The sequence below is a fragment of the Pseudonocardia humida genome (assembly GCF_023898865.1).
GTDB classification, from domain to species: domain Bacteria; phylum Actinomycetota; class Actinomycetes; order Mycobacteriales; family Pseudonocardiaceae; genus Pseudonocardia; species Pseudonocardia humida.
Genome location: NZ_JAGSOV010000054.1, coordinates 52,533 through 77,213 on the forward strand (window position 1 = coordinate 52,533; position 24,681 = coordinate 77,213).

The following is a 24,681-nucleotide window of genomic DNA, read 5'->3' on the forward strand; positions in this document are numbered from 1 at the left end:
CCCGGCGCTGTCACGCGCGCCGCGCCCGGTCGCCCGCGCGGCCCGGTGGCCGGTCAGCCCTCCTTGTCCAGCGCGCCGGGCTTGTGCACGGCGTCGTTGCCGCTCTTCTCGCTGCGGACCCGGTACTGCGGGTCGTCCTCCGAGGCGCGCACGGTGCGGCCCGCGGCTTCGGTGTCCTCGGTGATCTCCTCCTCGACCACGCCCTCGGCGGTGCCGCCGTGGCTGCGCCACGTGACGTGGTCACCCCTCTCGAACTCGCTCATGATCATGAGTACCCGGGCGTGGACCGGTTACCCCACTCGGGTAGGCCCCGAGAGGGTGAACGCACGAGGGAAGGAAATGCGATGCCCGGCAGGCTGGACGGTATGCGGGTCGCGATCCTGGCGACCGACGGCGTGGAGCAGGTGGAGCTGACCGATCCGCGCGAGGCCGTCACCGCGGAAGGGGCGCGGGCCGAGCTCGTCTCGGTTTCCGACGGCGAGATCCAGGCCATGAACGGCGACATCCAGCCGGCGGAGAAGTTCGGCGTCGACCGCACCGCCGCCGACGCCTCGCCCGACGACTACGACGCGCTGCTGATGCCCGGTGGCACCGTGAACGCCGACCGCCTGCGCATGGACGACGACGTGCGCGCCTTCGTGCGCGCGATCGTCGAGGCGGGCAAGCCGGTGGGGGTCATCTGCCACGGGCCGTGGACGCTCATCGACGCCGAGGTGGTGAAGGGGCGCACCCTGACCTCCTACCCGAGCCTGCGCACCGACCTGCGCAACGCCGGGGCCGAGGTCGTCGACCGGGAGGTCGTGCAGGACGGCGCGCTGATCTCCAGCCGCAACCCCGACGACCTGCCGGCCTTCTGCGCCACCGTGGTCGAGGTGTTCGCGACGGCCGCGGGGGACTCGGCCACCCGTCGTTGATCGAACCGGACCGCAAGACAACCCGGGCGGCGTAGCGCTGTCGGGTGAGGGCCGTCTCACCCGACAGGTACGCTTCGCCGGTGAATCGGGCGGCAGACGCGAAGAACGGCACGACCGCGCAGGACGCGCCGGTGGCCACCGGCCGGAACGAGACCCCCGAAGAGCGCGCCGACCGCAACATGAGCGAGCTCCTGCAGGAGCTGCGGGTCGTCCAGGCCGGCGTCCAGATCCTCATCGCGTTCCTGCTGTCGATGACCTTCACCGAGCGCTTCGGCCGCATCGACGAGTTCCAGCGCTGGACCTACGTCGTCACGCTGCTGCTCTCGCTGCTCACCGCCGGGCTGCTGATCGCGCCCGCGGCCGTGCACCGGGTCACCTACGGCCGCGGGCTCAAGCCGGAGATCGTGCAGACCGGGCACAAGCTCTTCGCCGCGGGGCTGGCCACCCTGGTGCTCACCCTGGCCGGGGGCACGCTGCTGGTCCTCGACGTCGCCGTCAACCGCTCGTTCGCGGTCACCACGTCGATCGTCGTCGGGCTGGTGCTGGCCGGGCTGTGGTTCCTGCTGCCGATGCCGCTGCTGCGCCACCAGATCGCGGAGGAGCAGCAGGGCGACGCGGACAACCCCCTCGACGCCGACGCGAACGAGCCGCCACCCGACGACCGGGTGGCGGCTCGCAGCTGATCCGGGCGGGACCGCCCGCCGGCGGGATCAGCCGTTGAACTCGCCGGTCTGCGGGGCCCGCTTCACGTCGTCGCGCCAGCCGCCCTCGGCCGCGCCGCGCGACTCGATGAACTCCTTGAAGTTCGCCAGGTCGCCCTTGACCCTGCGCTGGACGATGCCCAGCGCGTCCCCGGCCTTCTCCACGAAGCCCTCCGGGTCGTGGTCGAGCTGCAGGGTCACCCGGGTGGTGTCGTCGTCGATCCGGTGGAAGGTCACCGCGCCCGCCTGGTGCGTGCCGTTCACGGTCGTCCAGGCCACCCGCTCGTCGGCGTGCTGCTCGGTGATCTCGGCGTCGAACTCGCGCTTCACCCCGGCGATGTTCGTCACCCAGTGCGTCTTGGTGTCGCTGACCTGGTCGATGCGCTCCACGCCGTCCATGAACTTCGGGAACGACTCGAACTGGGTCCACTGGTTGTAGGCGACGCTGACCGGGACCTTGACGTCGATGCTGTGCAGAACATTGGTGGTCATGATCCTGGGCTACCCGGCGCGGGCGGGGCTAATCGCGCCGAATCCGGTTCACACCGTCGCGCACGGCCGGCCGGGCGCGGGCTACTCCGGCTCGTCGACCATCCGCCTGCGCAGCCGCTCCAGGGTCTGCGACAGCAGCCGGGAGACGTGCATCTGGGAGATGCCGACGCGGTCGGCGATCTGGGTCTGGGTGAGGTTGCCGAAGAACCGCAGCAGCACGATGTTGCGCTCCCGCGCGGGCAGGTCGTCGAGCAGTGGCCCGAGCGCCTCGCGGTACTCGACCTGGTCCAGCTCGCTGTCCGGCTGGCCCAGGGTGTCGGCCAGTGCGGTGTCGGCGCCGGCGACGAGCTCGTCGAGCGAGCTGCTGCGGTAGGCCTGCTGGGCGTCCAGCCCCTCGAGCACCTCCTCGACCGGCAGCCCGACGCGCGCCGCGATCTCGCTGGGTCGCGGGGCCCGGCCCAGTTCCTGCGACAGCGGGCCCACGGCCGAGGCGATGGTGCCCTGCAGGTCCTTGAGCCGCCGCGGCACCCGCATGGACCAGGTGCGGTCGCGGAAATGGCGGCGGATCTCGCCGGTGATGGTGGGCACGGCGTAGGACAGGAAGTCGACTCCGCGGTCGGGCTCGAAGCGGTCGACCGCGTTGAGCAGCCCGACGGTGCCGGCCTGTTCGAGGTCGTCGGTGGGCTCGCCGCGCCCGGCGAAGCGGCGGGCGATGTGCTGCACGACCGGCAGGTAGCCGGTGACCAGCTTGGCGCGCAGCGCGGGTCGCTCCGGGTGCCCGGGCGGCAGGCCCGCCAGCTCGGAGAGCAGCGGTGCGAGGTGGCCGTACTCCGACGTGCCCGACGTGTCAGCCATGGCGGCACCGCCTCGTTCGGGCTCGCGTCGCTCCGGGTCGCAAGGGCACTCGCGGACCTACCCGCGGCCGCAGAGGCGGAAACACCCGCGCTGGTAGGTTCGTAGGTCTGCGTTTCCGCAAGACCGCACAGTCCGCCGTACGAAGTGGTGATCAGCCGGTGTCCAACAGCACCTCCTGCGCGCACGATCCCGAGGTCGGTAGGGAGTTCGCCGACGAGGACGGCATCGAGCACGAGCGTCGCTACGTCGAGATGCTGTACGGCCGCCTCGACGAGCGCCGCGCCGAGACGGCCGCCCGCCTGGACGAGGTGCTGCACGCCGAGACGGTGGGCACGCCCCAGGCACTCACCGAGCGCGACGTCGCCGCGGCCATGTACACCGACCGGCTCGCCGCCCTGCGCGCCGCCGAGCACGGCCTGGCCTTCGGCCGCCTGGACGCCGACGACGGCGAGCGCCGCTACATCGGCAGGCTCGGGCTGCTCGACGAGGACAACGAGTACGAGCCGCTGCTGATGGACTGGCGGGCACCGGCGGCGCGGCCGTTCTACACCGCCACGGCCGCCTCGCCGGAGGGCATCCGCCGCCGCCGGCACCTGCGCACCCGCCGGCGCGAGGTGCTGGCCATCGACGACGAGGTCCTCGACCTCGACGACGCGGCCGCCACCTCGTCCAGCTCCGGGCTGACCAGCGAGGCGGCCCTGCTGGCCGCGGTCTCGGCGCGGCGCACCGGGCGCATGGGCGACATCGTGGCCACCATCCAGTCCGAGCAGGACGCGGTGATCCGGTCCAAGCCGTCGGGCGTGCTGGTGGTGCAGGGCGGGCCGGGCACGGGCAAGACGGCCGTCGCGCTGCACCGCGCCGCCTACCTCCTCTACACCCACCGCGACCGGTTGGCCCGCCGCGGCGTGCTGGTCGTCGGCCCGAACCCGACGTTCCTGAGCTACATCGGCCAGGTCCTGCCCTCCCTGGGGGAGACGGCGGTCGTGCTGGGCACCGTGGGGCAGCTGTTCCCCGGCCTGGACGCGCGCCGCCCCGAGCCGGTCGAGGTCAGCGAGGTCAAGGGCCGCGCCGAGATGGCCGCGGTGATCGCCGCCGCGGTGCGCGACCGGCAGCGCGTCCCGCGCAGGCCGATCGAGCTGGTCGTCGAGCAGCAGCGCGTGCGGCTCGACCACGACGTCGCCAACCAGGCCCGCAGCCGGGCGCGGCGCTCGCGCAAGCCGCACAACGAGGCCAAGCGGATCTTCCAGCGCGAGGCGGTGCGGCTGCTGGCCCAGCAGGTCGCGCGGGGCCTGGGCGGGCGCGGCCTGCTCGACGGCGGCGACCTGGAGGACATCCGCGAGGAGCTGACCGAGAGCCCCGAGCTGCGCCGCGAGCTCGACGCCCTGTGGCCGACGCTCTCGGCCCAGCAGCTGCTCACCGACCTGTTCGCCGACCGCCGCAAGCTCGCTCAGGTGGCCCGCCGGATCCCGGCCGCCGACCGCGAGCTGCTGCACCGCAGGCCCGCCGCCCAGGAGGTGCCCGAGGGCGCCCGGTGGAGCCCGGCCGACGTGCCGCTGCTCGACGAGGCCGCCGAGCTGCTCGGCGACGACGGCTCCGAGCAGGCCGCCCGCGAGGCCGCGGCGCTGCGCGAGGAGGTCGCCTACGCCCAGGGTGTGCTCGACGTGCTCGACCTGGAGGAGGACCTCGACCCCGAGCTCCTGCGGGCCACCGACATCGTCGACGCCGACCGGCTCGCCGAGCGCCAGCGGGTGCGCCGCTACGACTCGACCGCCGAGCGCGCCGCGGCCGACCGGGAGTGGACCTACGGCCACGTCATCGTCGACGAGGCCCAGGAGCTCTCGCCGATGGCCTGGCGGCTGATCATGCGCCGGTGCCCGACCCGGTCGATGACGATCGTCGGCGACATCGCCCAGACCGGCGACCTGTCGGGGGCGTCGTCCTGGGGGCAGGTGCTCTCCCCGTTCGTGGCCGCGCGCTGGCGGCTGGAGCAGCTCACGGTCAACTACCGCACGCCAGCCGAGATCGCCGACGTGGCCGACGACGTGCTGGCCGCGATCGAACCGGGGCTGACCGCGCCGCGGTCGGTGCGCAGCGTCGGGGTGCGGCCGCGGGCCGTCGCGGCCGACGCCGACCGGCTCGACGACGCGGTGGCCAAGGTCCTGGCCGAGGAGGCCGGCGCCATCGGCGACGGCCGCACGGCGGTGCTCGCGCCCGCGGCCCGGGTGGAGGGGCTGCGCGCGCGGCTGGTCGGCGCGGTCGAGCCCGGCCCGGACACCCCCGACGGCCCGGCCGACCCGGACGTCGACCTCACCTCGCCGGTGGTGGTGCTGCCGATCAGCGCGGCCAAGGGCCTGGAGTTCGACGCGGTGCTGCTGGTGGAGCCGGCGGAGGTGCTGGCGGAGAGCCCGCGCGGGGCCAACGACCTCTACGTGGCGCTGACCCGCTCCACGCAGCGCCTGGCCGTCGTGCACGCGCAGCCGCTGCCGCAGATGCTGCGCCGCCTCGACGGCTGACCCGGGGCCCGATGAGCCGGTGCGCGGCCGGGCCCGACGTTCAGGAAAGCCACGATGCTGCCCGCAGCGGGCAGCATCGTGGCTTTCCTGAACCGGGCGGGCGGCGCGCGGACGGGAGGCTGGAGCGGAGGGGTGGCTAGAGGGGGGTGACGTAGGCGCCGGAGATGCCGCCGTCGACCAGGAAGGTCGATGCGGTGATGAAGCTGGCGTCGTCGCTGGCCAGGAAGGCCACCGTGGCCGCGATCTCCTCCGGGCGGGCGAAGCGGCCCAGCGGGATGTGGACCAGCCTGCGCTGCGCGCGCGCCGGGTCGGTGGCGAACAGCTCCTGCAGCAGCGGGGTGTCCACCGGGCCCGGGCACAGCGCGTTGACCCGGATGCCCTCGCGGGCGAACTGCACGCCCAGCTCGCGCGACATCGCCAGCACCCCGCCCTTGGACGCGGTGTAGGAGATCTGCGAGGTCGCCGCGCCCATCACGGCCACGAACGAGGCGGTGTTGACGATGGCGCCCTTCCCGGCCCGCTGCATGTGCGGGAGCGCGGCCCGGCAGCACAGGTACACCGAGGTCAGGTTGACCTCCTGGACCCGTCGCCAGGCGTCGAGCCCGGTGGTCAGGATGGAGTCGTCGTCGGGCGGGGAGATGCCGGCGTTGTTGAACGCCACGTCCACCGAGCCGTAGTGCTCGGCCGCGGCGGCGAACAGCGCGGTGACCTGCTCCTCGTCGGTGACGTCGGTGCGCACGAACAGGCCGTCGACCTCCTCGGCGGCGGCCTTGCCCGCGTCCGGGTCGATGTCGGCGACCACGACGCGGGCGCCCTCCTCGGCCAGCCGCCGCGCGGTGGCCAGCCCGATGCCGCTGCCGCCGCCGGTGATCACCGCTGTCCGGTCATCGAAGCGCCTCACACGTGCTCCCGTTCCCTGTCGCGGGCCGCCGCCACCAGCGCGGCGAACAGCCCCCTGTCGTCCTGTGCGGTACCTGGCGCAGCACCCGGCACGACGTCCTGCTCGGGGTGCCACTGGACACCCACGACGAACTCCCGTCCGGTCAGCTCGACCGCCTCGATCGTGCCGTCCGCGGCCAGCCCGGTGACCACCAGGCCGTCGCCCAGGCGGTCGAGGCCCTGGTGGTGGTGGCACTGCACGCGCACCCGCTCGCCCAGCGCGCCGTGCACCCGGCTGCCCGGCTCCAGGGCGACGTCGACGGTGCCGAAGACGCCGGGGGTCGGGTTGTGCCCGGTGTGGCCCAGTGCGTCGGGCAGGTGCTGGCGCAGGGTGCCGCCGAGGGCGGTGTTGAGCACCTGGATGCCGCGGCACACGCCGAGCACCGGGATGCCGACCTCCAGGGCGCGCCGCAGGAGCGCGTACTCGGCGGCGTCGCGCTCGGGGCGCGGCGGCCCGGTGTGCGGGTCGCGCTCGGCACCGTAGCGGTCGGGGTCGATGTCGGGGCCGCCGGCCAGCACCAGGGCGTCGAGCCGGTCGACGGCGTCGGCGGCCTCCGTGCGCGGGGGCAGCAGCACGGGCACCCCGCCCGCGCGGAACACCGCGTCCGGGTAGGTGCGGGGCAGCAGCACGGTGTCGTGCTCCCACACCAGGTAGGACGCCCGCTCCCCGTAGGCGGTGACGCCGACGAGCGGGCGCCCCGGGGCGCGCCCGGGCCTAGAGCCGCTCGAACCCACGCTTGCGCTCCCAGTCGGTGACCGCGGCGTCGAACGCGGCCACCTCGATGGCGGCGGCGTTGGTGTAGTGCGCGACGACGTCGGACCCGAACGCCTCGAGCGCCACCTTCGACCCGGAGAACAGCTCGGCGGCCTCGCGCAGCGTGCGGGGCACGGTGGGCCGCCCGCTCCCGTAGGCGTTGCCGGCGAAGGCGGGCTCCAGCGGCAGCTCGTTGTCGATGCCGTGCAGGCCGGCCGCGATCAGGGCGGCGGTCGCCAGGTAGGGGTTGACGTCGCCGCCGGGGACGCGGTTCTCCACCCGCAGCCCGGCGCCGTGCCCGACGACCCGCAACGAGCAGGTGCGGTTGTCCAGGCCCCAGGCCACCGCGGTGGGGGCGAAGGAGCCCTCCGCGAAGCGCTTGTAGGAGTTGATGTTCGGGGCGAGCAGGTAGGTCAGCTCGCGCAGGCAGGCCAGCTGCCCGGCGATGAAGTGCTCGAACAGCGGGGAGAAGTGGTGCTCGCCGTCGCCGACGAAGGCGTTGCCGTCCCGCCCGCGCAACGAGATGTGGATGTGGCAGGAGTTGCCCTCGCGCTCGTCGAACTTGGCCATGAAGGTCAGCGACGACCCGACCTGGTCGGCGATCTCCTTGGCCCCGGTCTTGTAGATGGAGTGGTTGTCGCAGGTGGTGAGCGCGTCGGAGTAGCGGAAGGCGATCTCGTGCTGGCCGAGGTTGCACTCGCCCTTGGCCGACTCCACGACCATCCCGGCGCCGGCCATGCTGTTGCGGATTCGGCGCAGCAGCGGCTCGACGCGGGCCGTGCCCATCAGCGAGTAGTCGACGTTGTAGAGGTTGGCCGGCTGCAGGTCGTGGTAGGCCTTGCGCCACGCGGTGTCGAAGGAGTCGTTGAAGATCATGAACTCCAGCTCGGTGCCGACGTCGGCGGTCAGGCCGCGCTCGGCGAGCCGGTCGAGCTGGCCCTTGAGGATCTGCCGAGGGGAGGCCGGCACCGGGGCGCCGTCGAGCCACTCCAGGTCGCAGATCACCAGCGCGGTGGCCTCGTGCCAGGGCAGCAGCCGCAGCGTGGCCATGTCGGGCTTCAGCACGAAGTCGCCGTAGCCGCGCTCCCAGCTCGACATCTCGTAGCCGGCGACGGTGTTCATCTCGACGTCGACGGCCAGCAGGTAGTTGCACGCCTCCGCGGCGTTCTCGACGACCTGGTCGAGGAAGTACTGCGCCGCGCACCGCTTGCCCTGCAGGCGGCCCTGCATGTCGGTGAACGCCACCAGGACCGTGTCGATCGAGCCGTCCCGCACCTGGGTGCGCAGCTCGTCGAGGGTCAGCAGCCCGTTGCGGGTCATGGCCGGAAGCCTCTCACGAAGATCGGATCGCCACGACGGGCCGCCACCCGCGGCTGCGGGTGACGGCCCGTCGGACGTACGGGAAGGACGGTCAGGAGGACTTGCCGGCCTCGACCTCGAGCTGGTGCTCGATGGACTCCAGCTCGGCCTCCGAGCCGGCCTCGCGGACCGGGCCGGTGAACCACCGGCGCGCCGAGAGCAGGTACCAGCCGCCGAACAGGATCAGCGCGCCGCCCACGGTCAGCGGGGCGTAGTTGACGACCTCCCAGTCGAACTCCTCGGCGCCGGGCACCCCGTTCGGGGAGATCGGCATCAGGAACAGCACGCAGACGATGGCGATCCAGGCCACCGCGATCGGGGCGATCCACTTGTAGTGGTTGCCCAGGCTCCACGCGCCCCGCTCGAACCGGCTGCCCGCCTTGATCCGCAGGATGATCGGCAGCGCGAAGGCGATGTAGAGCCCGATGACCGCGATGGAGGTGCCGACCAGGTAGCCGACCACGCCGTTGGCCAGGGTGGGGATCATCAGCGCCCAGGACAGCACGCAGATCGCGATCACGGCGTTGACCGGCACCCGGTTGCGGGAGACCTTGCGCCACAGCGTGGAGCCGGGCACCGCGCGGTCGCGGGAGAACGCGAACATCATCCGGGAGGCCGAGGTGACCGACGCGGTGCCGCAGAAGAACTGCGCGACCACCGCGATCAGCAGCAGGAACTCCGCCCAGGTCTCGCCGACCGACTCGGTCCAGATGTAGACCACGGCGTTGCCTGCCGCGTCGATCGTGCCCTGCACGTCGGGCACCGCGAAGGTCACCGCGACCAGCAGGATGAAGCCGAACACCACCGAGACCACCACGGCCATGACCATGCCCAGCGCGGCGGCCCGGGAGGCCTGCCGGGTCTCCTCGCTCATGTGCGCCGAGGCGTCGTAGCCGGTGATCGTGTACTGGGCCATCAGCAGCCCGATGCCGAACACGAACCAGAACGCGTTGTCGGAGAACCCGGAGTTGTTGATGGTCTCGGTGAACACGAAGGACGCGGACTGGTGGTTCTCCGGGACGACGATCAGCACGCCGACGATGACCACCACGCCGACCATGTGCCACCAGGCGGAGAAGGTGTTCAACCGGGCCAGCAGGTTGACGTTGAGCAGGTTCACCGTCAGGTGCAGCGCCATGATCACGGTGTAGGTGATGAAGATGGCCCCGGTGTCGGTGCCGATCAGGTCGGGGAACCACAGGTTGAGCAGGGCGGTGGTGAAGATGGCCGCGCCGTAGTCGATGGCCGCGGTCACCGCGATCTGCCCGACCAGGTTGAACCAGCCGGTGAACCAGCCCCAGGCCGGGCCGCCCAGCTTGGACGCCCAGAAGTACAGCGCTCCCGCGGTGGGCATCGCCGAGGCGATCTCGCCCATCGCCATCGCGACCAGCACGCAGAACGTGCCGACCAGCAGCCAGCCCCAGGTGATCGCGACCGGGCCGCCGTTGTTGAACGCGATGTAGTAGGAGGTCAGGCAGCCGGCCAGGATGGAGATGATGGTGAAGGAGATGGCGAAGTTGGAGAACCCGCCCATCTCCCGGTACAGCACCTGGGCGTAGCCCAGCCGGTGCAGGATGGCCTCGTCGCTGTCGTGGGCGGGGGAGGCGGGTGTCCCCCCTGCGGGCGTGGCCGTGGCCGTGGCGGTGTCGGCCGTGGCGGTGTCGGCCGCGGTGGCGCCGGTCGTGCTCGGGGTGCTGGTGCTCGCGGCGCTCGGGGTGGCACCGGTATCGCTCGCCTTGCCGTCGGGGCGGTCTTCGGCCATGGGTTGGGGTCCTGTCTCGAAGGGGAGTGCTCGGTCGTCGGGCGGGTGCGCGGGGCGCGTCACCCGCCCGTGCGGGCGGCCGCGAGCAGGGGCTCGAGGTCGGGTCCGTCGAACTCCGCGACGGCGCGGTCGTACTTCTCCATGCCCCAGGACCAGAAGTCGAAGTCCAGCGGGCTGGTGGCCTGCTGTATCGCCGCCCAGAGCGTCCAGCCGTACTTCGACATCAGCCCGAACAGCCGGGCGCGGGCGACCTGCTCGGGGCGGGGCCGTCCGTAGTAGGCGGTGATCAGCACGTCCAGCAGCGGGGCCGGGAGGGTCGCTTCGCTCCAGATGTTGCCCAGCTCGAAGCACGGGTCGTTGTTGCCGGAGTACTCGTAGTCGATGATCCGCACGCGCTCGCCGTCGTCGAGCATGTTGGCGGCGAGCAGGTCGTTGTTGCACGGCACGGTGACCCGCGGCCCGAGCGCCTCGGCGATGCGCGCCACCAGGGGGGCGAACTCGTCGTAGCGCGGGGGCAGCCGGAAACCGTGCTCGGCGACGATCGCCCGGTAGCGCGCCTGCACGGCGAACATGTCGAAGTCGTTGACGAAGCGCGGTCCGGCGTGCAGTTGCCGGCATGCCGCGGCCACCCTGCCGAGCACCGCCGGGTCGTGCAGGTCGGCGTCGGTGAGGGCGGTGCCGGGCAGGAACTCGACGGTGAGTCCGGAGGCGGGCCGGTAGTGCAGCACGGGCGCGCCGACCCCGGCCTCGGCCGCGGCCACGGAGTTCGCATACTCCTGGTCGCGGTCGATGCCCAGCATGCCCGGTCCCTCGGCGGGAATGCGCACGACGCAGCAGCCGTCGGCATTCGTCACTTTCAGGTTGCGATTCGTCAGACCTCCGGGCAGTTCCTCCACGGTCCGGGGCTGGCGCGATGTGCACGGAATGGAATCGAGTAACGCGTCCAAATCGGCGTCGATCGACGCGGTCTGCAACTCCACCGGGGGATCGTAGGGCTCGCACTGTGACCGGTCCAGACCGTACTGTCCCCCTCGTGGTCGATCTTCCGCACCGTGCCCGGATTGTGATCATCGGAGGGGGGGTGGGCGGCACCAGCGTCGCCGCCCATCTGGTCGAACGGGGCGAAAGGGACATCCTGCTCCTCGACCGGGGCGAGCTGACGAGCGGGTCGACGTTCCACTCGGCCGGTCTGGTGGGGCAGTTGCGCTCCGATCCCGCGCTCACCCGGATGAACGTCCACTCGGTGGAGCTGTACCGGCGGTTGGAGGCCACCGAGCACGCCCCGGGGTGGGTGGAGTCGGGGTCGCTGCGGCTGGCGTCCTCGCCCGCGCGGCTGGAGGAGATCCGCCGCCAGGCGGGCTGGGCGGCGCGCTCCGGGCTGCCGCTGGAGCTGATCTCGGCCGAGGAGGCGAAGGCCCTCTTCCCGTTCATGTCCACCGAAGGCGTGCTGGGCGCGGCGTACACGCCCACCGACGGCCAGGTCGACCCGGCGCGGCTGTGCCAGGCGATGGCCGCGCTGGCCCGGGCGGGGGGCGCCACCATCGCCCAGCACACCCGGGTCCTGGGCGTCGACGTCCAGGAGCGCGGGGGCCACCGCACGGTCACCGGCGTGCGCACCGACCGCGGCGACGTCGAGTGCGAGGTCGTGGTCGACTGCGGGGGCATGTTCGCCGCGGAGATCGCCCGCATGGTCGACGTGCGGGTGCCCGTGGTGCCGATGTCGCACCAGTACGCGGTGACCGCGGCGCTGCCGTGGGACGACGTGCCCGGCGGCCGCCGGACGCTGCCCTCGCTGCGCGACCCCGACCTGCTCGTCTACTACCGCCAGGAGATCGAGGGCCTGGTCATGGGCGGCTACGAGCGCCAGAGCGCCGCGTTCACCGCCACCGCCACCGGCTACGACGCCGTGCCCGCCGACTTCAACGGCCGCCTGCTCAGCCCCGACCTCGACCGCTTCGACGAGATCATGACCAACGCCCAGGTGCGGGTGCCTGCGCTGGCCGACACCGGGCTGGCGTCGATGATCAACGGCCCGGAGGCGTTCACCCCGGACAACGAGTTCTGCCTCGGCGAGACCGAGGTCGCCGGGTTCTTCGTGGCCGCGGGCTTCTGCGCGCACGGCATCGCCGGGGCGGGCGGCATCGGGCAGGTGATGGCCGCCTGGATCCTCGACGGCGACCCGGGCCTGGACCTGTGGCACATGGACGTGCGCCGCTTCGGCCGCCACTACCGCTCCCCGGGCTACACCCTGGCCCGCACGACGGAGAACTACGAGAGCTACTACGACATCTCCTACCCGGCCCAGGAGCGCACCGCAGGGCGGCCGCTGCGGCTCTCGCCCGCGCACGCCTGGCACGCCGCGCACGGCGCGGTGTTCGGGGAGAAGGCCGGTTGGGAGCGGGTCAACCACTACTCGGTGGCCGGGTCGGAGGAGCTGCGCCCGCACGGCTGGGCCGGGCACCACTGGTCGCCGTGCGTGGAGCCCGAGCACCTGGCCGTGCGCGCGAGCGCCGGGATCTTCGACGAGAGCTCCTTCTCCAAGATCGAGATCAGCGGCCCGGACGCCGCGGCGTTCTGCCGGCAGGTCTTCGCCGGCCGGGTCGACCGCGCCCCCGGCACCGTGACCTACACCCAGGCCCTCAACGAGCGGGCGGGCATCGAGCTGGACGTCACCGTCACCCGGCTGGCGACCGAGGAGTTCCTGCTGGTCACCGGCACCGCGCTGAGCGGGCACGACCTGGGCTGGCTGCGCCGCCAGGCCCGGCTGCTCGGCTCCTCGGTCCGGATCGCCGAGGTCACCGGCGGCTGGGCGTGCTTCGCGCTGTGGGGCCCGCGCTCGCGCGACCTGCTCGCCCCGCTGACCCCCACCTCCCTGGCCGGCGCCGACTTCGGGTACCTGACGATGCGCGAGACGACCGTCGGCGACGTGCCGGTGCGCGCGCTGCGCGTCGGGTTCGCCGGGGAGCTGGGCTGGGAGCTGTACTGCTCGGCCGAGTACGGCATGGCGCTGTGGCGCGAGCTGGCCGCGACGGGCGCGCAGCCCTGCGGCTACCGGGCGCTGGAGAGCCTGCGGCTGGAGAAGGGCTACCGGGTCTGGGGCTCGGACATCGGCCCGGAGACCACCCCGGACGAGGCCGGGCTGTCCTTCGCGGTGCGCCGCCCGGGCGGTGACGACGGGGCAGGCGGCGACTTCGTCGGGGCCAAGGCACTGCTCGCCGCCCGCGACCGCGGGATCGAGCGCACGCTGCAGTGCCTGGTGCTCGACGAGCCGCGGGCGGTGGCCCTGGGCGGCGAACCGGTGCGGCTCGAGCGCGACGGGGCGTTCGTCGGACAGGTCACCTCCGGCGGCTACGGCTACTCGGTGCAGCGCTCGATCGCCTACGCCTACCTGCCGGCGGGCGTGGCCGAGGGCGAGCAGGCCGGCGTGCAGGTCGACGGCCGGTGGATCGGCGCCGTCGTGGCCCGCACCCCGCTGTACGACCCCTCCGGCGCGGCCGTGCGCGCCTGATCCCGACCACCCCCGCGCCGACCACGCGCGGCGCGACGAGGCCCGTGCACCGCTGACGTATCCAGGCGGGCCACTGGGCGTTCCTCCTTCGGCAGGACGCGGTGGCCTGCCCCCGAGCCCCCCGGTCGGCGGACGCCGCGCCGACGAGGGGAGCGGCGATGGCGGAGGAGCGCCACGGACAGGACGACGTCTGGGACGTCGTCGTGGTGGGGTCGGGCTTCGGCGGGTCGGTGGTGGCCTGCCGCGCGGCCCAGCGGGAGAAGCGCGTGCTCGTGCTGGAGCGCGGCCGGTGGTACCGGCCCGGGGAGTTCCCGCGCACCCCCCTGCAGATGGCCACCAACACCTGGGACCCCGAGGCGGGCCTGTTCGGGCTGTTCCAGCTGTGGTCGTTCCGGCGGATGGACGCCGTGGTGGCCAGCGGGGTCGGCGGCGGCTCGCTGATCTACGCCAACGTGGCGATGCGCATGCCCGAGGAGTGGTTCGCCCGCCAGCACCGGGACTGGCCGCTGACCTACGCCGACCTCGACGAGCACTACGGGACCGTGGAGAAGATGCTGGGCGTCCAGGCGCTGCCCGAGCACCTGGACCACCGCGTGCCCAAGGCCGCGGCCTTCGTCCGGGCCGCCCGGCGGGCCGGGCTGGAGCCGCGGCGCGTCCCGCTGGCGGTGAGCTTCCCGGGCCCCGACCAGCCGCTCGGCGAGGACGTCGAGGACGGGGAGAACGTCCACGGCGTGCGCCGGCGCACCTGCCGGTTGTGCGGCGAGTGCGACCTGGGCTGCAACGAGGGCGCCAAGAACACCCTCGACCTGACCTACCTGTCGGCGGCGACCTCGCGCAGCCTGCGCCAGCCGGCCACGATCCGCGAGCTCTGCGAGGTCCGGCGGGTCACCCCGGTCGGGGACGGGTACGAGGTCGGCTACGTCGAGCACGCCCCGGACGACCGGATGGCCGGGCGGGTCGGCGACGACCGGGGACCGCGCGCTCGCACCGTCCGGGCCCGCAAGGTCGTGCTGGCCGCGGGGGCGCTGGGCAGCACCTGGCTGCTGCTGACCAACCACGCGGCGCTGCCCGCGCTGAGCCCGGCCCTGGGCAGGCGGTTCTCCGGCAACGGCGACGCGCTGGGCTTCCTGGCCGCCGACCGCGAGAGCGCGGTCGACTCCGCGGGCGGCCCGGTGATCACGCACGTGGCCCGCGCCGGCGACCACCTGGTCGAGGACGGGGGCCACCCCGTGTTCGCGTCCTGGGTGGCCACCGCGGCCCAGCCCGGGCTGCACCGCCAGGGCGTGCGGATCCTGGCCGCGCGAGTGCGCGCCCGGCTCGCGGGTCGCCCGGACAGCGACGTCAGCGCGGAGGTGGCCCGCGTCCTCGCCACCGCGCGCACGGCCCGCAGCACGCTGCCGGTCCTGGCCATGGGCCTGGACCCGACCACGGGGACCATGCGGCTGGGCCGCCACGGCCAGCTGCGCATCGACTGGCCGCACGACGAGGGCTACCTGCGGGGCGTGTGGGCGACCTTGGACCGGATCGCCGACGCGATGGGCTGGCGGTTCCGCAAGGGCCTGTCGGACTGGCTCTCGCGCGGCATCACCGCGCACCCGCTGGGCGGGGTCCCGATGGGCCGCGACCGCTGGGACGGCGTCGTGGACTCCTACGGCGAGGTCTACGGCCACCCGGGGCTCTTCGTCGCCGACGGCTCCGTCGTGCCCGGCCCGATCGGGGCCAACCCGTCGCTGACCATCGCGGCGCTGGCCGAGCGCTTCGCAACGAAGATCACGGAGGACTGACGTGCTTGGGCAGAGCAGCATGTTCGAGGGCACCGAGCCGGGTGGCGTGCTGGCGCCCGACCCGGGGCCCGACGGCCCGCGGCGGGCGCTGGTGATGGCCGGTGGCGGGCTCAAGGTCGCCTTCCAGGCGGGCGTGCTGCAGGTCTGGTTGGACGAGGCCCGCGCGGGCGGCCGTGCGCTGGAGTTCCGCCACGCCGACGGGGCCAGCGGCGGGGTCTACAACCTGGCCATGTGGTGCCAGGGCATGACCGGGCGCCAGATCGCGGACAACTGGCGGCGATTCGCCCCGGTCCAGCACGGGCTGGCGGTCAACTGGCGGGGTTGGTTGCGGGGCGCGTCGCTGCTGTCGATGTCGCGGTTCCGCCGCCGCACGCTGCGCGAGGGCTGGCGGCTGGACTGGGAGCGCATCCAGGCCAGCGGGCGCTCGGCCGGGTTCAACCTGTTCGACGTGCACGAGCAGCAGCTGGTGACGCTGCCGCCGGCGGCCATGACCGAGGACCACCTGGTGGCCGCGACGTCGCTGCCGGGCTGGTTCCCGGCGGTGCCGATCCGCGGGCGCAACCACATCGACGGCGTCTTCGTCACCGACGCCAACCTCGACGCGGCCATCGCGGCGGGGGCCGACGAGCTGTGGCTGGTGTGGACGGTCAGCACCCGCGGGCGATGGCGCGGCGGGCCGGTGGCGCAGTACTTCCAGGTCATCGAGGCCTGCGCGAACGGGCGGCTGCGCCGCGACCTGGACCGGATCGCGCGCAGCAACGCCGCGCACGCGCAGGGCCGCCCGGCCGAGTACCCGCACCCGGTGCGGGTGCGGGTGCTGCGCGAGGAGGTGCCGATGCACTACCTGTTCACCTTCACCCGGGCGACGGTGGCCGCGGCGGTGGAACGCGGGGTCGCCGCGGCCCGGCAGTGGTGCCGCGACGAGGGCTTCGACGTCGACGAGCAGGCGTCCGACGACGCCGCGTCCACCGCGACCACCGTGGACACCGCCGGCAGCGCCGGCAGCGGCGTCGACAGGGCGGACGACGAGGTGGACGGCCGGTCGGGCCGCCGCGGCGCGGGCGGTCGGACCGGGCTGGTGCGGTTCCGGGAGCGGCTGGCCGGGCCGGTGGCGCTCGGCCCGGCCCGGGCCGCGGTCGCGGCCGAGGTGGGCGAGGTCCGCGGCGACCTGATGACCCTGCGGCTGGGCGTGGAGGTCGACGACCTGCGGGCCTTCCTCGCCGACGACCGGCACACCGCCCGGGTGGCGGGCTGGATGGAGTGCCCGCTGCTCGGCGGCACCCGCCCGATCGTCGACGGCACGGTCGCGCTGCTGCCCGAGTCCGCCCCGGGGCGGGGCAGCACGATGGAGTACCGGCTGAGCACCAGCGACCGCACCGGTCGCCCGCTGCGGGTGGTGGGGACGAAGGCCGTCGCCGCCCGTCCCGGCTCGTCGCCGTGGACCGACACCACCACGCTCGACGTCCACGTCCTGCGCGACGACGACCCCGACGCCGCGCCGGTGCTGGGGGGCAGGCTGGAGATCGGCGTGCCGGGGGTGGTGCGGCTGCTCGGGTCCCTGCGCGGCTCGGGCGGGCCGGGCTTCCTGGTGTTCTTCTGGCGCCGGCTGGTCCGGCTGTACCTGCGGGAGCGCTCGACCGCGCCGCCGGAGCCGGGGCCGGTCGAGCTGCCGGGCTGGCCTCCGGCCGAACGACCGAGGGGCGCGCGCGTGTTCGTGCACAACGAGCGGGTCGTGCCGGGCCCGCCGCGGCGGGCGTGGGAGGCGCTGGTCGCGGCGGGGTCGTGGTCGTCGTTCTACGGCAACGCGCACTTCCTGCGGGTGGCCGGCAGCGCGCAGGGCAGGCTCGGACCGGGTGCGGTGTTCCGCTGGGTCACCTTCGGCCTGCCCATCACCTGCACGGTGACGGCCTACGACGAGGCCGCCGGGCGGCTGGGCTGGACGTGGCGGGGCCCGGGCGCGCGCGGGCACCACCTGTGGTCGCTGTCGCCGACGCCGGAGGGCACCAGGGTGGTCACCCAGGAGACCCAGCGCGGGCTGCTGCCGGGCCTGGCCGCGCCGCTGCTGCGCCGGGTCATGCACACCGGTCACGCGGCGTGGTTGCGCGGTATCGGCAGGGTGGTCTCCCGGCACTGAGCGCCCCGACCCCGGGGTCGCGCAGGGGTTTCCTCGGATCTGGGTTCCCGGCCCGCTCCCTAGCCTCGGTGACCTGCCGAAACGAGGGAAAAGCCGATGCCAGAGCTCCCCGGGACCACCACCGCAGAGACCGCCGCAGAGACCGCCGCAGAGACCACCGTAGAGGTCGCCGTAGAGGTCGCCGTCGAGGTCGCCACCGATGCCGCCGAGATCCCCGGCGGGCGCACCGTCACCGAGCTCGTGGCCGAGGCCGCGGGCGGCGACCGCGGCGCGTGGACCGAGATCATGGCCCGCTACGGGACCATGGTCCGCGCGGTGGCCTGCGGCTACCGGCTGCAGGAGGCCGACGCCGCTGACGCCGTGCAGAACACCTGGCTGCGCGCGCTGGAGCGGCTGCACACGGTCCGGGAGCCCGAGCGGCTCGGCGGCTGGCTGAAGACCACGGCCCGCCGGGAGTGCCTGTCGCTGCTGGCCGCGGCCGGGCGCGAGCGGGCCGACGAGGAGGTCGGCGAGACCCTGGTGGATCCGGTGCCGGGCCCGGAGGCCCTCGTCCTGCACGACGAGATGCGTCGCTCGGTGCGCGAGGCCGTCGACACCCTGTCGGGCCGCAGGCGGACGCTGGTCGACGTGCTGTTCTTCGGGTGGCCGGGCAACTACGCCGCGGCCTCCCGGATGATCGGGATGCCGGTGGGCAGCATCGGCCCGACCCGGGCCCGCACGCTGCGCGACCTGCGGGCCCGCCTGGAGGTCCTCGGTGTCGACGACGCCGGCGGCTGTTGCGGAGCCGCGGGCTGGGAGCTGCCGGTGGCCGCGGACCGGCCCGGGCTGCCGGTCGGACGGCCGGTCGCCCAGCCGGTCGCTCAGCCGGTGGTCGGGGGCGCGGGGGAGATGAAGCGGGCCAGCTGAGTGCGCCCCCGGATGCCCAGCTTCCGGTAGATGGCGCTGAGGTGGTACTCGATGGTCTTGACGCTGAGGAACAGCGAGGTGGCGGCCTCCGCGTTGCTCATGCCGCCGCGCACGGCCAGGGCCACCTGCAGCTCCTGGGCGGTGAGCAGGCGTTCGACGGGCTCCCCGTGCGCGGGGGCTGAGCCGCCGCTGGTGGTCAGCTCGTGGCGGGCGCGTTCGGCCCACGGGGTGGCGCCGAGGCGCTCGAAGGCCTCCAGCGCGGCGCCGAGCTGGGCGCGGGCCCCGGCGCGGTCGCGGCCGCGGCGCAGGCGGGCGCCGTAGACCAGCCGGGTGCGGGCGGTGTCGAACGGCGGGGTGCCGCGCGCGTGCAGCGCGAGGGCCTGCTCGAACCGGTCGGTCGCCGTGTCGCGGTCGAGCAGGGCGTGGCAGCGGGCCGCGGCGGCCAGCGCGGAGACCCGTCCGCAGCGCTCGGCGAGCTCGTCGAGCTCGGCCAGCGCGACCCGGGCCCGGTCGCCGCGCCCGGCCAGGATGCAGGCCTCGACCAGGTCGGGCAGCACGTGGAAGCGCAGCAGCGGCGCGGCCGTCGGCGGGGCGGCCGCGAGCGCGGCGGTGAGGTCGTCGGCCGCGGCCGCGTGATCGCCCAGGCCCAGCTCGAGCAGCCCGCGCGCGGCCAGGCCGTGCACGAGGGTCCCGGTGCTGCCGCTGCGGCGGGCGGCGTCGATGGCCTGCTCGGCGTGCGTGCGGCAGCCGGGCAGCCCCATGCCGGCCTCGACGCGGGCCATGGTGCTCAGGCTGTTGGGCAGCTGGGCCAGCCAGCCGGTCTCCGGGGCGAGCCGCACGGCCTCCTCGGCGAGCGCGAGCGCGATCGTCCAGTTCCCGGACTGCCATTCCAGCGCGGCCATCCAGGGCAGCTGCACGGCCAGCAACCCCGCCGTGTTGGCCCGGCGGCTGGACTCGACGGCGCGCCCGAGCAGCGGGCGGGCCTTCTCCGGCTGCTCCAGCGCCAGGTAGCAGACCCCGCTCACGGTGACCAGCTGCTCGATGTCCAGCGTCGGCTGGGCCAGCAGCTGCTCGTGGCGGGCGGCCATCAGCTTCGCGGCCCGCGCGGTCTCCCCGGCCTGGGCGGCGGCCATCGCGGCCAGCACGTCGCACAGCAGCCCGACCCGCTCGTCGGCTCCGCCCAGCAGCGCGGCGCGCCCGGTGGCGCGGGTGATGGCGGCGACGTCGTAGCTGAACAGGCTGGCCTGGGCGGCGGCCAGGTAGGCGTGCACGGCCACCGCGGGCATCGTCGCCTCGGCCCGCGCGGCGAAGTCGAACAGCCGGGCCCGGTTGACCTCGGCGTCGATGCCCCAGACGCCCAGCCGCAGCCGTTCGGACTCGGCGCGGGCGGCCAGCGCGGGGTCGTCGCTCCAGCGCTGGGCCTGCTCGAGCAGCCGGATGGCGTCCTGGGTGGCGCCGGCGGGTACGGCGGCCCGGGCGGCGGCCATCAGCCGGCGGGCGCGCTCGCCGCGTTCCGGGCTGAGCTCGGCGGCCCGCTCCAGGGCGCGGGCCGCGGCGGCGTGGCCCTGGGCGCGGGCGGCGGCCAGCCCGACCTGCTCCAGCGCCGCGGCGACGGTCTCGTCGGTGGTGAGGGTGGCCGCGGCCAGGTGCCACACCCGGCGCTCGTCGGCCTGGGGGTCGGCGACGTGGGCGAAGGCGTCGCCGAGGCGGCGGTGGGCGGCGCGGCGCTCGGCGGGGCTGCCGGAGTGGTAGACCGCCGAGCGGACCAGCGGGTGGTGGAAGCGCAGCTTGCCCCCGTCGAGGGCGAGGAGCCCGGCCTCCTCGGCGGGTTCGAGGTCGGCCAGCGACCGGTCGGCGTCGCGCAGGGCGCGGTCGAGCACGTCGACGGTGTCGACGTCGCTGGTGGCGGCGAGCAGCAGGGCGTCGCGGGCGGGTCCGGGCAGCCGCTCGACCCGGCGCAGGAAGCTCTGCTGCAGCAGCGAGCCCACCGGCAGCGGCGCCAGGATGGGGGCCTGCCCGGCCAGCTGGTCGGCGCTGAGCAGCCCGGGCAGCTCCTGCAGCGCCAGCGGGTTGCCGCCGGTGTCGGCGACCAGCCGGTCGACGACCTCGTGCGGTGGTGGCTCGGCGAACCCGTCGGCCAGCAGCGCACCGGCCGCCTCGGCGTCCAGCCCGCCCAGCGGGAGCGGGTCGAGCGCCAGGAACCGCTCGGCGCCGGGCTCGCCGTCGCGCACGGTGAACAGGATGACCGAACCCTCGGCGTGCATCCGACGCGCGGCGAAGACGAGGGCCTCGGCGGAGGCGGGGTCGAGCCAGTGGGCGTCGTCGACGACGCACAGCAGCGGTTCGCCCCGCCCGGCCAGCGCCAGCAGGCTCAGCGTGGCCGCGGCGATGGCGAACCGGTCGGCCGCGGCGGGCGGGCCCAGGGCGAGCGCCCCGGCCAGCGCGTCGGACTGCGGGCCGGGCAGCTCGCCCAGCAGGGGCAGGGCGGGGCGCAGCAGGTCGGCCAGCCCGCCGAACGGGATGGCGGTCTCGGCCTCGATGCCGCGGGTGCGCAGGACCGCGGCGCGCGGCACGACGGTCGCGCCGGCGGGGCGGTCGACGGCACCGCCGTCGGCGGCCGCCCGGGCGACGGCCTCGACGAGCGCGGACTTGCCGATCCCCGCCTCGCCGCGCACCACCAGCGCGGCGCTCTCCCCGCGCGAGGCCGCGCGCAGCAGCTCCCCGATCCGGCTCAGCTCCCGCGACCGGCCGAGCAGCATCAGGCCAACCTAGCGCTCGGGTGGCAGCGGCGACAGCGGCTCGTCGGAGCCGTGCGGGTCGTCCCCCGTTCCGCCCGCGTCCTCGACGAGCACGGTGAGCACCGCCTGGCCGTACTTGGCCAGCTTGCTCTGGCCCACGCCGCTGACGGTGGCCAGCTCGGTCAGGCTCGCCGGCATCCGGGCGGCGATCTCGCGCAGGGTGGCGTCGTGGAAGATCACGTAGGCGGGCAGGCCGGACTCCCTGGCCACCTCGGCCCGCCAGGCGCGCAGCCGCTCGAACGTGCCGGTGGCCTCGGCGGGCAGCTCCGCGGCCTGCGGCCCGCGCGCGGCCTTCGCCGCTCTGGTGCGGGCGGGCTTGGGGGGTTTGGGCGGGTCGCGGCGCAGCATCACCTGCTGCTCGCCGCGCAGCACCGGGCGGCTGGCCTCGGTGAGCACGAAGGTGTTGTGGTTGCTCTCCACGGTCAGCATGCCGCGGGCCACCAGCTGGCGGATGACCGCGCGCCACTCGCCGTCGCCCAGGTCCTCGCCGACACCGAACACGGTCAGCGAGTCGTGCCGGAACTGCTCGATCTTGGGCGTGCGCTTGCCGCGCAGGATGTCGACGATGTGCCCGGCGCCGAAGCTCTGGTTGCGCTCCTTCTTGAGCCGGAACACCGCAGAGAGCACCTTCTGCGCGGCGACGGTGCCGTCCCAGGACTCGGGCGGGCTCAGGCAGGTGTCGCAGTTGCCGCAGGGCTCGCCCTTCTGCCCGAAGTAGTTCAGCAGCTGCACCCGCCGGCACTCGACGGTCTCGCAGAGCGCCAGCATCGCGTCGAGGTGCTGGCCCAGCCTGCGTTTGTGCGCCGCGTCGCCCTCGGAGTCGGCGATCATCTTGCGCTGCTGCACGACGTCGGCCAGGCCGTAGGCCAGCCACGCGGTCGACGGCAGCCCGTCGCGCCCGGCGCGGCCGGTCTCCTGGTAGTAGCCCTCGACGGACTTGGGCAGGTCGAGGTGGGCGACGAACCGCACGTCGGGCTTGTCGATGCCCATCCCGAAGGCGATGGTGGCCACCATGATCACGCCGTCCTCGCGCAGGAACCGGGACTGGTTCGCCGCGCGGGTGCGGGAGTCGAGGCCGGCGTGGTAGGGCAGGGCGGTCAGGCCCTCGCCGGCCAGGAAGGCCGCGGTCTCCTCCACCGAGCGCCGCGACAGGCAGTAGACGATGCCGGCGTCGCCGGGGTGCTCGGCGCGGATGAGCGAGAGCAGCTGGCGGCGCGGCTCGTTCTTCGGCGCGATCCGGTACTGGATGTTGGGCCGGTCGAAGCTGGCCACGAAGTGCCGGGCCGCGCCCAGGTTGAGCCGGGTGGCGATCTCGGCGTGGGTGGCCTCGGTTGCGGTGGCCGTCAGCGCGATCCGCGGCACCGCGGGCCAGCGCTCGTGCAGCTCGGACAGGGCCAGGTAGTCGGGGCGGAAGTCGTGGCCCCACTGGGCCACGCAGTGCGCCTCGTCGATCGCGAACAGCGCGATCCGGCCGCGGTCGAGCAGGGCCGGGGTCGACGGGCTGCGCAGCCGCTCGGGGGCGAGGTAGAGCAGGTCGATCTCGCCCGCCCGGAACGCCGCCTCCACCGCGCGGCGCTCGTCGGGGTCCTGGGTGGAGTTGAGGAACCCGGCGCGCACGCCCAGCGCGTGCAGCGCGTCGACCTGGTCCTGCATGAGGGCGATCAGCGGCGAGATCACCACACCGACACCGGGGCGCACCAGCGCCGGGATCTGGTAGCACAGCGACTTGCCGCCGCCGGTGGGCATGAGCACCAGGGCGTCGCCGCCCGCGCAGACGTGGGAGATGATCTCCTGCTGCTCGCCGCGGAAGGCGGGGTAGCCGAAGACCCGGTTCAGCACCTCGACCGGATCGGTGCTCGCCCGTTCGTGGGTCGCGGGGAGGCTCACGCGGGCGATCCTAGGCCGCGCCCCCGACGGCCCGTCGCCGGTTCGGGGGACGGGGTCCGGCGCCGGTGTCGTCGGCGGCTGCGGGTGCGGGGCGCGCCGTGCGGTGCGATCGTCAGTGCATGACGGCAGATGCCCTGGCCGGCGACTTCTTCCGCTTCGCCGACGACCTCACCGACGACGAGCGGGCCACGCTGGGCACGGTGCGCCACTTCCTGCACGAGCAGGTCGCACCGGTCGCCCTGGACCACTGGACGCGCGCGGAGTTCCCGCACCACCTGGTCCCCGGCTTCGCGGAGCTGGACATCGCCCGGCTGCCCTACGACGACCTGGGCGGGCCGAAGGCGCGCCGGCTGCTGATCGGGTTCCTCGCCCTGGAGATCGCCCACACCGACCCGTCGATGAACAGCTTCTTCGGCATCCACAACGGGCTGGCGATGGGCAGCATCGACCTGTGCGGCTCCGACGAGCAGCGCGAGCGCTGGCTGCCGGCGATGGCCCGGATGGAGCTGATCGGGGCGTTCGGGCTGACCGAGCCGCACGGCGGGTCCGACGTGGCCCGCGGGCTGGAGACCACCGCCCGCCGCGACGGCTCGGGGGACGACGCGGAGTGGGTGCTCGAGGGCGACAAGCGCTGGATCGGCAACGGCACGTTCGCCGACCTGGTCGTCATCTGGGCGCGCGACGTCGCCGACGACAGCGTGAAGGGGTTCGTCGTGCACCAGGACAACCCCGGCATGACCACGACCAAGATGGAGAACAAGCTCGCCCTGCGCACGGTGCAGAACGCCGAGATCGCGCTGCGGGGGTGCCGGGTGCCCGAGTCCGACCGGCTGCAGCGGGCGAACTCGTTCAAGGACACCAACGCGGTGCTGCGCCGCACGCGCGGGGGTGTGGCCTGGGGCGCGACCGGCACCATGATGGCCGCCTACGAGCTCGCGCTGGACTACGCCAAGCGGCGCGAGCAGTTCGGCCGTCCGATCGCCGGGTTCCAGCTCGTGCAGGACCTGCTGGTGCGGATGCTCGGCAACACCACGGCCTCGCTGGCGATGTCGGTGCGCCTGGCCCACATGCAGGACGCCGGCGTCGCCGACGACGACCACGCCGCGCTGGCCAAGGAGTACTGCACGAGCCGGATGCGCGAGACCGTGGCGATGGCCCGCGAGGTGTTCGGCGGCAACGGCGTGATCCTCGACTACGGCGTGGCGAAGTTCTTCGCCGACGCCGAGGCGCTCTACTCCTTCGAGGGCACCCGCCAGATCAACACGCTGGTGGTCGGGCGGTCGATCACCGGCCACTCCGCCTTCGTCTGACCCGGGGTGTCGCCCACGGACGTAGTGGGGTCGAGACCGGGAACGGATGTGGCGGGGGAGCGCGG

18 protein-coding genes are annotated in these 24,681 nt (G+C 74.2%); 8 read left to right on the forward strand and 10 right to left on the reverse strand.

Features of this window, described 5'->3' with window-relative positions; all coding sequences use genetic code 11:
- Window positions 1-53: 53 nt before the first annotated feature.
- Window positions 54-263: a hypervirulence associated TUDOR domain-containing protein gene (locus KDL28_RS25585; RefSeq protein WP_252442324.1), complete on the reverse strand. Its 210-nt coding sequence runs from the start codon at window positions 261-263 to the stop codon at window positions 54-56.
- An 81-nt stretch (window positions 264-344) separates the two neighbouring features.
- Between KDL28_RS25585 and KDL28_RS25590 the strand changes: the two genes are divergently transcribed.
- Together KDL28_RS25590 and KDL28_RS25595 are read left to right on the forward strand one after the other, a co-directional pair.
- A complete protein-coding gene (locus tag KDL28_RS25590; RefSeq protein WP_252442326.1) occupies window positions 345-914 on the forward strand; it encodes a type 1 glutamine amidotransferase domain-containing protein in 570 nt (189 codons plus the stop codon).
- An 80-nt stretch (window positions 915-994) separates the two neighbouring features.
- Complete coding sequence (locus tag KDL28_RS25595; protein WP_252442328.1) at window positions 995-1,597, forward strand: DUF6328 family protein; 603 nt, start codon at window positions 995-997, stop codon at window positions 1,595-1,597.
- Between the two features lie 27 nt (window positions 1,598-1,624).
- Here KDL28_RS25595 and KDL28_RS25600 read toward each other — a convergent pair whose 3' ends face one another.
- Window positions 1,625-2,107 carry an SRPBCC family protein gene (locus KDL28_RS25600; RefSeq protein WP_252442330.1) on the reverse strand — a complete coding sequence of 161 codons (483 nt, stop codon included), beginning with the start codon at window positions 2,105-2,107 and terminating at the stop codon, window positions 1,625-1,627.
- Between the two features lie 81 nt (window positions 2,108-2,188).
- Window positions 2,189-2,962, reverse strand: coding sequence for an RNA polymerase sigma factor SigF (locus tag KDL28_RS25605; protein ID WP_252442332.1), 774 nt, complete (start codon window positions 2,960-2,962; stop codon window positions 2,189-2,191).
- Between the two features lie 251 nt (window positions 2,963-3,213).
- On the opposite strand from KDL28_RS25605, the gene KDL28_RS25610 reads away from it, so the two are divergent.
- Window positions 3,214-5,475 carry a HelD family protein gene (locus tag KDL28_RS25610; RefSeq protein WP_252442463.1) on the forward strand — a complete coding sequence of 754 codons (2,262 nt, stop codon included), beginning with the start codon at window positions 3,214-3,216 and terminating at the stop codon, window positions 5,473-5,475.
- Window positions 5,476-5,611: 136 nt separating this feature from the next.
- Here the strand turns inward: KDL28_RS25610 and KDL28_RS25615 are convergent, their stop codons facing one another.
- The 5 genes from KDL28_RS25615 to KDL28_RS25635 all read right to left on the reverse strand — a co-directional run bounded on the left by KDL28_RS25615 (window position 5,612) and on the right by KDL28_RS25635 (window position 11,269).
- Window positions 5,612-6,376: a 3-oxoacyl-ACP reductase gene (locus tag KDL28_RS25615; RefSeq protein ID WP_252442334.1), complete on the reverse strand. Its 765-nt coding sequence runs from the start codon at window positions 6,374-6,376 to the stop codon at window positions 5,612-5,614.
- Window positions 6,373-7,149, reverse strand: coding sequence for a gamma-glutamyl-gamma-aminobutyrate hydrolase family protein (locus KDL28_RS25620; RefSeq protein ID WP_252442336.1), 777 nt, complete (start codon window positions 7,147-7,149; stop codon window positions 6,373-6,375). Before KDL28_RS25620 ends, KDL28_RS25615 begins: the two co-directional genes overlap by 4 nt.
- Window positions 7,130-8,488 (reverse strand): glutamine synthetase family protein, encoded by a 1,359-nt coding sequence (locus KDL28_RS25625; protein ID WP_252442338.1) that lies wholly within the window; start codon window positions 8,486-8,488, stop codon window positions 7,130-7,132. Before KDL28_RS25625 ends, KDL28_RS25620 begins: the two co-directional genes overlap by 20 nt.
- A 91-nt stretch (window positions 8,489-8,579) precedes the next feature.
- A complete protein-coding gene (locus KDL28_RS25630) occupies window positions 8,580-10,289 on the reverse strand; it encodes an amino acid permease (RefSeq protein WP_252442340.1) in 1,710 nt (569 codons plus the stop codon).
- Between the two features lie 59 nt (window positions 10,290-10,348).
- The gene (locus KDL28_RS25635; RefSeq protein WP_252442342.1) at window positions 10,349-11,269 is read right to left on the reverse strand and encodes a choline/ethanolamine kinase family protein; all 921 of its coding nucleotides are present in this window, start codon (window positions 11,267-11,269) and stop codon (window positions 10,349-10,351) included.
- Between KDL28_RS25635 and KDL28_RS25640 the strand changes: the two genes are divergently transcribed.
- From KDL28_RS25640 to KDL28_RS25655, 4 genes are all read left to right on the forward strand, one after another.
- Window positions 11,203-13,797, forward strand: coding sequence for a GcvT family protein (locus tag KDL28_RS25640; protein WP_256502721.1), 2,595 nt, complete (start codon window positions 11,203-11,205; stop codon window positions 13,795-13,797). The two genes, KDL28_RS25635 and KDL28_RS25640, sit on opposite strands and share 67 nt — an antisense overlap.
- A 158-nt stretch (window positions 13,798-13,955) precedes the next feature.
- On the forward strand, window positions 13,956-15,581 hold the full coding sequence (locus tag KDL28_RS25645) for a GMC oxidoreductase (protein WP_252442346.1): 1,626 nt from the start codon (window positions 13,956-13,958) through the stop codon (window positions 15,579-15,581).
- Window position 15,582: 1 nt separating this feature from the next.
- Window positions 15,583-17,715: a patatin-like phospholipase family protein gene (locus tag KDL28_RS41685; protein WP_252442348.1), complete on the forward strand. Its 2,133-nt coding sequence runs from the start codon at window positions 15,583-15,585 to the stop codon at window positions 17,713-17,715.
- Between the two features lie 96 nt (window positions 17,716-17,811).
- The gene (locus KDL28_RS25655) at window positions 17,812-18,621 is read left to right on the forward strand and encodes an RNA polymerase sigma factor (protein WP_252442350.1); all 810 of its coding nucleotides are present in this window, start codon (window positions 17,812-17,814) and stop codon (window positions 18,619-18,621) included.
- Here KDL28_RS25655 and KDL28_RS25660 read toward each other — a convergent pair.
- Together KDL28_RS25660 and recQ are read right to left on the reverse strand one after the other, a co-directional pair.
- On the reverse strand, window positions 18,576-21,380 hold the full coding sequence (locus tag KDL28_RS25660) for a helix-turn-helix transcriptional regulator (protein WP_252442352.1): 2,805 nt from the start codon (window positions 21,378-21,380) through the stop codon (window positions 18,576-18,578). The genes KDL28_RS25655 and KDL28_RS25660 overlap by 46 nt on opposite strands.
- Window positions 21,381-21,389: 9 nt before the next feature.
- Entirely contained in the window at window positions 21,390-23,306 is a 1,917-nt protein-coding gene (gene recQ / locus KDL28_RS25665; RefSeq protein ID WP_252442354.1) for a DNA helicase RecQ, read from the reverse strand.
- 119 nt (window positions 23,307-23,425) lie between these two features.
- Between recQ and KDL28_RS25670 the strand changes: the two genes are divergently transcribed.
- Window positions 23,426-24,616 carry an acyl-CoA dehydrogenase family protein gene (locus KDL28_RS25670; protein WP_252442356.1) on the forward strand — a complete coding sequence of 397 codons (1,191 nt, stop codon included), beginning with the start codon at window positions 23,426-23,428 and terminating at the stop codon, window positions 24,614-24,616.
- The last annotated feature ends 65 nt before the right edge of the window (window positions 24,617-24,681 follow it).

Coding starts and splice junctions, on each gene's coding strand:
- KDL28_RS25585 (WP_252442324.1), bottom strand. CDS start 263: ATGAGCGAGTTCGAGAGGGGTGACCACGTCACGTGGCGCAGCCACGGC.
- KDL28_RS25590 (WP_252442326.1), top strand. CDS start 345: ATGCCCGGCAGGCTGGACGGTATGCGGGTCGCGATCCTGGCGACCGAC.
- KDL28_RS25600 (WP_252442330.1), bottom strand. CDS start 2,107: ATGACCACCAATGTTCTGCACAGCATCGACGTCAAGGTCCCGGTCAGC.
- KDL28_RS25605 (WP_252442332.1), bottom strand. CDS start 2,962: ATGGCTGACACGTCGGGCACGTCGGAGTACGGCCACCTCGCACCGCTG.
- KDL28_RS25610 (WP_252442463.1), top strand. CDS start 3,214: ATGCTGTACGGCCGCCTCGACGAGCGCCGCGCCGAGACGGCCGCCCGC.
- KDL28_RS25625 (WP_252442338.1), bottom strand. CDS start 8,488: ATGACCCGCAACGGGCTGCTGACCCTCGACGAGCTGCGCACCCAGGTG.
- KDL28_RS25630 (WP_252442340.1), bottom strand. CDS start 10,289: ATGGCCGAAGACCGCCCCGACGGCAAGGCGAGCGATACCGGTGCCACC.
- KDL28_RS25640 (WP_256502721.1), top strand. CDS start 11,203: ATGTGCACGGAATGGAATCGAGTAACGCGTCCAAATCGGCGTCGATCG.
- KDL28_RS25645 (WP_252442346.1), top strand. CDS start 13,956: ATGGCGGAGGAGCGCCACGGACAGGACGACGTCTGGGACGTCGTCGTG.
- KDL28_RS25655 (WP_252442350.1), top strand. CDS start 17,812: ATGCCAGAGCTCCCCGGGACCACCACCGCAGAGACCGCCGCAGAGACC.
- KDL28_RS25660 (WP_252442352.1), bottom strand. CDS start 21,380: ATGCTGCTCGGCCGGTCGCGGGAGCTGAGCCGGATCGGGGAGCTGCTG.
- KDL28_RS25670 (WP_252442356.1), top strand. CDS start 23,426: ATGACGGCAGATGCCCTGGCCGGCGACTTCTTCCGCTTCGCCGACGAC.